This is a genomic window from Streptomyces sp. NPDC059957, from assembly GCF_042730015.1.
Classification (GTDB): Bacteria; Actinomycetota; Actinomycetes; order Streptomycetales; family Streptomycetaceae; genus Streptomyces.
This window is the reverse complement of record NZ_JBHWMB010000074.1, coordinates 33,241-41,052: the sequence shown is the minus strand read 5'-3', so window position 1 is coordinate 41,052 and position 7,812 is coordinate 33,241. Positions and strand designations below refer to the sequence as shown.

4 protein-coding genes and 1 pseudogene are annotated in these 7,812 nt (G+C 70.9%); 3 read left to right on the top strand and 2 right to left on the bottom strand.

Going from position 1 to position 7,812, the window contains the following annotated elements:
- Positions 1 to 228: 228 nt before the first annotated feature.
- Positions 229 to 891: a deoxynucleoside kinase gene (locus ACFWBW_RS34170; protein WP_385381107.1), complete on the bottom strand. Its 663-nt coding sequence runs from the start codon at positions 889 to 891 to the stop codon at positions 229 to 231.
- Between the two features lie 474 nt (positions 892 to 1,365).
- Here ACFWBW_RS34170 and ACFWBW_RS34165 point away from each other — a divergent pair, with 474 nt between their 5' ends.
- The 3 genes and pseudogenes from ACFWBW_RS34165 (at position 1,366) to ACFWBW_RS34155 (ending at position 5,695) form a co-directional block, all read left to right on the top strand.
- Positions 1,366 to 2,817 carry a purine-cytosine permease family protein gene (locus ACFWBW_RS34165; RefSeq protein ID WP_385381104.1) on the top strand — a complete coding sequence of 484 codons (1,452 nt, stop codon included), beginning with the start codon at positions 1,366 to 1,368 and terminating at the stop codon, positions 2,815 to 2,817.
- A gap of 68 nt (positions 2,818 to 2,885) precedes the next feature.
- Positions 2,886 to 4,054, top strand: a pseudogene (locus ACFWBW_RS34160) (agmatine/peptidylarginine deiminase).
- Positions 4,055 to 4,279: 225 nt separating this feature from the next.
- The gene (locus ACFWBW_RS34155) at positions 4,280 to 5,695 is read left to right on the top strand and encodes an amidase (protein ID WP_385381102.1); all 1,416 of its coding nucleotides are present in this window, start codon (positions 4,280 to 4,282) and stop codon (positions 5,693 to 5,695) included.
- A gap of 35 nt (positions 5,696 to 5,730) precedes the next feature.
- Here the strand turns inward: ACFWBW_RS34155 and ACFWBW_RS34150 are convergent, their stop codons facing one another.
- Complete coding sequence (locus ACFWBW_RS34150) at positions 5,731 to 7,737, bottom strand: DUF2264 domain-containing protein (protein ID WP_385381100.1); 2,007 nt, start codon at positions 7,735 to 7,737, stop codon at positions 5,731 to 5,733.
- Between the last annotated feature and the right edge of the window lie 75 nt (positions 7,738 to 7,812).

Here is a 7,812-nt window from a genome sequence, read left to right as displayed (position 1 = left end):
GTCGCAATCCACACCGAACCCGGAAGGCCCTCACCCATTCAAGACACCTCAGCCGAGATCTGGGTCACCCGTCCACAACCTCCCAGGGCAATACACCTAGGTCTCCCGCCCGAGTGTCACGCGCTACGTCGAACTCCCGCCCGCCGCCGCTCGGACGCGGGGGGGCGCCAGGGAAGGCGCCGACGCCCCGGATTCGGTCGAATCCGGGGCGAATCACGGCATCGTGCGTCAGACCTTGAGCCGGCCCACCACCAGGGCTTCCCTGACCTCGCGCACCACGCGGGCCGCGTCCTCGGGGTTGTGCACCACGTCCGTGTGGTTCATGTCGATGACGAGGACCTCGCTGGCCGAGTAGTACGTGTGCACCCAGTCGTCATAGCCGGACCACAGCGTCCGGTAGTACTCGACGAGGCTCTCGTCCTGCTCGAAGTCGCGACCCCGCAGGCCGATGCGGTGCAGCACCGTCTCGAAGTCCGCCTTGAGGTAGACCATGAGGTCGGGCGCCTTGCGGTACGGCAGGCCGTCGATCTCGCGCATCATCTCGCCCAGGAGTCCCTCGTACACGCGCATCTCGAGGGAGCTGATCCGGCCCAGGTCGTGATTGACCTTGGCGAAGTACCAGTCCTCGTAGATGGACCGGTCCAGGACGTTGTCGCCCTGCTTGTACGCCTCCTTGATCGCGGCGAACCGCGTCTGCAGGAAGTAGAGCTGCAGGAGGAAGGGGTAGCGCTTCGCCTGGATCTCCTCGGGGCTCGCCGTGTAGAAGAGCGGGAGGATCGGATTGTCTTCCACGCTCTCGTAGAAGACTTCGCTGCCCAGCTCCTTGGCGAGCAGCTCGGCAACGCTCGTCTTGCCGATTCCGATCATGCCTCCGACGCAGATCACTGGCATTCCTCACTTCTCCCTGGGGGTCTTCTGTTCGCGGGCGCGTGGGCCGGGCGCCCCACCCCACGTCAGACGCGTGTCGGCGGTCGCTCGATTCCCCATGATCTTCGCGATCAGCGCCATGCGGTCCCGGTTCGGGTCGCCACCCGGACACACAGGACACCCTCCTCGACCGGCCCGACCGGCCCGTTCCGCAGGTGCCGCGTACGGCCACGAGCCACCACCCGCGGCCGCCAAGAAGCATAAGTGACGCCCCGCCGCACACCGCCCCGGGCACCGTCACCCGCCCGACCCCGCCTCCGGGAGCTCTCCCCCGGCGCGCGAACACAACGACAACCCCGTCGAAGCCTCCGCCAGATCGGCCCGCCAAAGGCATTGACTGAAATTTCCGTCAGTCCCTACTGTGAGCGCACCCCGCTCGGTCCTGGAAGCCCAGGACCGCTGACGGCTTCATGCAAGCCCCCGCGTACAGGAGCCCCAATGGCCCCAGTTGCCTCGCCCACGCACGACTCCGCATCGCCTGCGGGCATCGAACAGCACTCGATCGACTGGGTGCCCCTCTCCGAACGACATGGCAAACCCTCGAGCGTCGGGGCCATCTGGTTCGTCGGCAGCCTCAACCTCACCGGCCTGGCGACCGGCGTCGTGACGCTGTCCATGGGGGCTTCGCTCGTCTGGACCGTTGTAGCCACGGTCCTCGGCTCGCTCTTCGGGACGTTCTTCATGGCGTTCCACTCGGCCCAGGGTCCCCAACTGGGACTACCTCAACTGGTCCAATCGCGGGCGCAGTTCGGCTACCTGGGCGCCGCGGTGACGGTATGGGTGTTCGCGCTCGTCAACTACGTCGCCTTCAACACCTCCGACGCCCTGCTCTCCGGCCAGGCCATGAACCTGCTGACCGGAGTTCCCAACGGAATCGGCTACCTGCTGGCCGCCGCGGTGGCGACCGTGATCGCCCTGTTCGGGTACCAGTGGATCCACCGCCTGAACAGGTGGCTCACCTGGCCCTTCGTCGTGGTCACCGCGGCCGTCACCCTGTCCGCCCTGTTCGGCGGAGGACTGCCGGACGGAGTGTGGGACGCCGGCCCGCTCGACCTCGCCCCGTTCATGCTCGTCTTCGTCTTCGTCGCCGGCTTCCAACTGGGCTGGGCGCCGTACGTCTCGGACTACTCCCGCTACCTCAGACCCGACGTCCCCGTGCGCAGCACCTTCTGGTGGACCTACCTGCCCAGCGCCGTCTCCGGGATCTGGGTGTTCACCCTCGGAGCCGTGGTCTCGGCCGCCGCCCCCAAGGGCACGGACCCGGTCACCGCCCTGAAGATGTCGGCTGACCGTTTGTTCAGTGGGTTCGGCACGATCGCCGTGGTCGTCCTGCTGGTCGGCCTGCTCTCCATCATGGCGATCAACCAGTACGGCGGCAGCCTGACCATGATCTCGATCCTGGACTCGTTCCGTCCGGTCAAGCCGACGCGGACCCTCCGGGTCGCGACGATCGGGATCATGCTCGTGGCCGTCGGAACGGTCTCGACCCTCGTCGGCATCGACCAGTTCAACTGGTTCTTCGCCAACGTCGTGGTGGTGCTGACCTACCTGTTCATCCCCTGGACGGCCATCAACCTGGTCGACTACTTCTTCGTCCGGCGCGGCCAGTACGTGGTCAAGGAGATCTTCAACCCGCACGGCATATACGGCCGCTGGGGCTGGCGGGGAAATCTCGCCTATGTCATCGGTCTCGCCTGCATGGCGCCGTTCATGGTCATCACCGGCCTCTACGTCGGTCCGGTCGCGGAGCTCCTCGGAGGCGTGGACTGCTCGATCGCCGTCGGCCTGCCGGTGGCCGGACTCCTCTACTGGGCGTTCGCCCGAAGCCTCGACCTGGACACCGAACGCCGGATGGTCAGGGAGGAGGGGCTGCTGGCGCCACCCCACTGAACACCCCGCGCTGCACGGACAGAACGAACCCCACGGACAGAACGAACCTCCGCGACAAGGAGCACCACATGAAGACGGAGCACAACGGCAACACAGCGGGCATGAGCCGCAGAACCCTCCTCGCCCGGACCGGAGCGGTCGCGGCCGGCCTGGCGGTGGGGCCCGTACTCGGCGGCATCTCGCCGGCCCAGGCCGCCGCCTGGCGGGTACCGGGGGAAGAGACCTCGCACAAGCGGACCTGGATGGCCTGGCCCTCCAGCTACACGATCTGGGGCAGCACGCTGTCCAAGATCCAGACCGACATCGCCAAGCTCGCCAAGGAGGTCGCCAAGTACGAGCCGGTCACGATGTGCGCGGACGGTTCGTCGGCCGCATCGCAGGCCCGGAGCATGTGCGGGTCCACCGTCACGGTGATCAGCTCGGTTCCCGTCTCGGACTGCTGGATGCGGGACACCGGTCCGCTGTTCCGCGTCGACGGCGCCGGCGGCCTGGACTCCGTCGGCCTGAACTTCAACGCCTGGGGCGAGAACGCCACGACCTTCTACGGCATCCCCGGCTCCGCCTACAACAAGGACCGCGTCGTCGCGCAGAAGCTCGCCGCGTACACGGGCGTCGCGTTCGCCAAGGCGTCCGTGGTCGGCGAGGGCGGCGGAGTGGAGTACGACGGCGACGGCACGCTGATGGCGACCGAGAGCTGCTGGGTGAACAGCAACCGCAACCCGGCAAGACGCGCAGCCAGATCGAGGCGGAGCTGCTTGCCCGGTTCGGCGCCACGAAGATGATCTGGCTGCCCGGCGTCACCGGGGAGGACGTCACCGACGGCCACATCGACGGCACCGCCCGCTACATCAGGCCCGGCGTGGTGATGGTGCAGCTGAACGGCGCCGTACGGCCGGGCGTCTGGACCCGCAACGCCCAGGCCATCCACGACGTCCTGGTGAACGCGACGGACGCGAGGGGACGCCGGCTGCAGGTCCTCACCATCCAGGGCCCCGACACCCTGCCCCGCATACCGGCCGGCAGGCGGAGCGAGTTCCTGAGCTCCTACATGAACTGGACGGTGACCAACCAGGCGGTGATCACGACCCAGTTCGGCGACACCGCCAGGGACGCGGCGGCGAAGACGGCCATCGCGGCCGCCTACGGCAGGCCCGTCGTACAGCTCAACCTCGACAACCTGTACGGCAACGGCGGCGGGGGCGCGCACTGCGTCACGATGCAGGAGCCCAACCGCTGAGCAACCGGCCCGGGCCTCACGCTCGAGGCCCGGGCCGGCCTTCCCTCGATGATGGACTGACTGACTTTTCAGTCATATTCGAGATCGACTGACTGAATTTTCAGTTCAATCGGGCTGGTTCGCCGACTCCCGAGGGGATCCAATGGCTTGCGAAAACCTCGCGTGTTACCTGGCGGTAGGCAATGATGGCCGACGACCATCCACACGACGGGGGCTGACGCAGCGGTGACGACTTTCGACGAACGGACCATCGTGCACGCGTTCCGGGACGACGCGCTGGGAGAGCACGACGCCGTCGGCCTGGCCGCGGCGATCCGGCGGGGCGAGGTCTCCCCCGCCGAGGCCGCCCGGGACGCCGGGGCGCGGGTGCGGGCGGTCGACGCACGGCTCGGCGCGGTCCAGGTGCACGCCGACAGCCCGGTGCACGGCGTCGGCACGGGCGGCGCCTTCGGCGGGGTGCCGACCTTCGTCAAGGACAACACCGACTTCCAGGGGCTGCCCACGGGCCACGGCAGCGCCGCCTTCCGGCCGAGGCCGGCCCGGCGGCACGCGCCGTTCACCCAGCAGCTCCTGAGCAGCGGGGTCACCGTGCTGGGCAAGACCCGGCTGCCCGAATTCGGGTTCAGCCCGACCACCGAGTACGACGGTGCGGAGCCGGTGCGCAACCCCTGGGGCACGGGCTACTCGGCGGGCGGCTCGTCGGGCGGCAGCGCGGCGCTGGTCGCCGCCGGTGCCGTGCCGATCGCGCACGCCAATGACGGCGGCGGCTCGATCCGCATACCCGCGGCCTGCTGCGGACTCGTCGGCCTCAAGCCCTCCCGCGGCCGTGTCGTGGCCAGTGCCCTGGGCCGCCAGCTGCCGCTCGACATCATCTCCGACGGGGTCGTGAGCCGTTCCGTGCGGGACGCCGCCGCGTTCCTCGCCGCTGCGGAGACGTACCGGCGCAGTCCCGGACTGCCGCCCGTCGGACTGGTCGAGGGCCCCTCGGCGCGGCGGCTGCGCATCGGGTTCGTGCTGGACTCGCCGAACGGCGTGCACTCCGACGCCTCCACGCGGGCGGCGGTCACGGAGACCGCGGAGCGGCTCGAAGGGCTCGGACACACCGTGGAACCGGTGGAGTTGGGCATGGATCCGAGTTTCACCGACGACTTCCTCACGTACTGGGGGATGTTATCCTTCCTCCTCGGTGTGACGGGCCGGACCCTCGGCGCGGACTTCGACCGCCGCCGCATGGACGGTCTCAGCCAGGGGCTGCGCGAGGAGTACCTGCGGAACTGGCGGCGCACGCCCGGCGTGCTGCGGCGGCTCAAGCGCACGAAGGAGGCCTACGCGGCTGCCTTCCGCGGGCTCGACCTCGTGATGTCGCCGGTGCTCGCCCACACCACGCCGCCGATCGGCCACCTCAGCCCGACCGTTCCCTACGCGAAGCTGATCGAGCGGATCCTCGCGTACGTGGCCTTCACGCCGGTCGACAACGTCGTCGGCACCCCGTCGATCTCGCTGCCCGCCGCGAACCCGACCCCGGACGGGCTGCCCGTGGGCGTCATGTTCGCGGCCCGTCCCGGCGGTGAGCGGCGGCTGCTGGAGATCGCGTTCGAGTTGGAGGCCGACCGGCCGTTCCGGCGCATCCAGGACCAGTGACGTAGCCGCCGGGAGACCTGCGGAGCTCGCGGCCGCTACCCGGCGGCCGCCGGCAGGTGCTCCACGCGCAGGTGCTCCACGCGCAGGGGCTCGAAGGCGATGCGGGTCAGCGATCCGTCGTCCGCCCATCGCACCTCGATGGATCCTTCGTCCGCCGTCGCCCGGGTGAGCACCTCGGCGATCGGCACCGGATCCGGCTCGTCGGTGCGGGTTCCAGTGCCCGTGCCGGTTCCAGTGCCCGTGCCGGTGCCCGTACCCGTGCCGGTGAGCACGACCAGCGCCGCGTACAGGCCCGTTCCCCCGGCCCCGGCGGTCAGGCGGGGCACGCTCGCCCACCGCGTGAACGCGGTCCCGGCCGGAGCCCGCGCCTCGTCCGGGGCCTCCCAGCCGTGCACGGGGTGGAGCTCCGAGCGGAGCGGCTCCTCGGGCCCCGTGGCCCAGCCCGTCTGTTCCACGCGGGCCCCGTAGGGGGCTCCGTGCACCCGGTGCACCCGCAGTTCGTGGCGGCCGCGGACGAAGGTGACGCTCTCCATGCGCAGGCCGGGGACCGTGGGCGCGCCTCCCGGGAAGACCGGCCGGTGCCAGGACGCGGCCCAGCCCCAGCCGTTCCCCTGCCCTGTACCCAGCGGGTGGATGCGCCGCCGGACACTGCGGGCGCCCGCCACGACCACGGCGAGGTGGTTGTCCGGGGTGTTGGCGCTCGCGGTGGGGCCGCTGCGGGTGGAGTAGGCCTGGCGGGAGTAGAGCGGGTCCTCGTCCCGGGCGGCTTCCTGCTGGTCCGGCCCGACGTGGTCGCTTCCGTGGTTGTGCAGCCGTACGATCCCGTCGGCGCGGGTGGTCTGGATCAGCAGCCCGGGCGCGGGCAGGGCGAGCGCCTGGTCGGGTCCCTCGCTGGGCGCGGGCTCCTCCGTCGCCGTCCACAGGGGATGCGTGGCCGGGGCGAGCAGACAGACGAAGGCCTTGGAGGCCCAGTACGGCGAGGCCGGCCCGGAGTAGTTCTGCAGGGTCGCCCCGTGCGGGCCGTGCCAGCCGAGGCCCAGCAGGCCGTCGGCGCCGACGGCGCCCCGGTCGAGGAAGTAGCGCAGCGATCCGCTGATCAGGCGGCGCGAGGTGCCGGGGGTGAGCGGGGTGTGGCCGGTGACGGCGCCGAGGCCGACGGCTGTCGCGGCGGCGAAGCGGTAGGTGAGGGAGCGCCCGAAGTGGATCGGCGCCCCGTCCGCGCCGAAGAGGAGGGAGAAGCCGTCCAGGTGGGCCCTCAGGCGGTCGCCGTGCGGGGCCGGCCGGCCCTCCCGGTCCGGCGAGGCACCGAGCCGGCCGTCGAGGTGGCCGTCGAGGTGGCCGTCGAGCACCGGGTACAGGTGCAGCGCCCAGCCGTTGTAGTGGTCGAAGGCGCGGCCCTCACCGTCGGTGTACCAGCCCTGGCCTGCGTACCAGCCCTCCAGGAGGTCGAGCGCGCGGCTGCGGGCCCTGGCCGTCTCGCCGTCGCCGCGGCCCACGGATTCCAGGAACCCGGCCACGGTGTACGGGAAGAGGTACCAGTTGTTGGGGGCGGGCACATGGCGCAGGGCGCCGCGCAGCCACTCCTCCGTCCGGTCCTGCACCGCACTGTCGAGGCGGTCCCACAGCCACGGCCGGGTCAGCCGGAGTCCGAGGGCGACCGAGGCCGACTCGACCATCGGCTGGCCCCCCGCGTGGATGTCGCGGATGACCGGCCAGGACTCCGCGTCGTCACGGCCCGGCGTCCGGGTTCCCGCCGCCAGGCCGTCCGCGTACCGCTCCAGCCAGCCGTACGGGTCCGCTCCCCCGGCCCCGGACACGCGGAACGCCGCGGCGAGGAAGGTGCGGGCGTACCCTTCGAGCCCGTCGGAGCGCACCCCGGAGGCGGACGGCGGTCCCGGCAGGTCGAGCAGGGCCCCGCGCGGCGTGGCCCACCGCCAGGCCGCGCGCAGCAGCCCGTCGGCCACCGCCTCCCAGTGCGCGCGCGTGTAGCCGGTGTACGGGCTCAACGCGCGGTCTTCGCTGGGCAGTCCGGGAAGGGTCATGCGGGGATCTTGATCCAGTGGCCCCGGCCGGTCAAGGGAGCAGGTCGAGAGAGCGGATCAGGGCGGGTCGAAGCG

Bases quoted from the DNA above. Each gene is read 5' to 3' on its own strand.
- ACFWBW_RS34165 (WP_385381104.1), top strand. From the start codon at position 1,366: ATGGCCCCAGTTGCCTCGCCCACGCACGACTCCGCATCGCCTGCGGGC.
- ACFWBW_RS34150 (WP_385381100.1), bottom strand. From the start codon at position 7,737: ATGACCCTTCCCGGACTGCCCAGCGAAGACCGCGCGTTGAGCCCGTAC.
- ACFWBW_RS34170 (WP_385381107.1), bottom strand. From the start codon at position 891: ATGCCAGTGATCTGCGTCGGAGGCATGATCGGAATCGGCAAGACGAGC.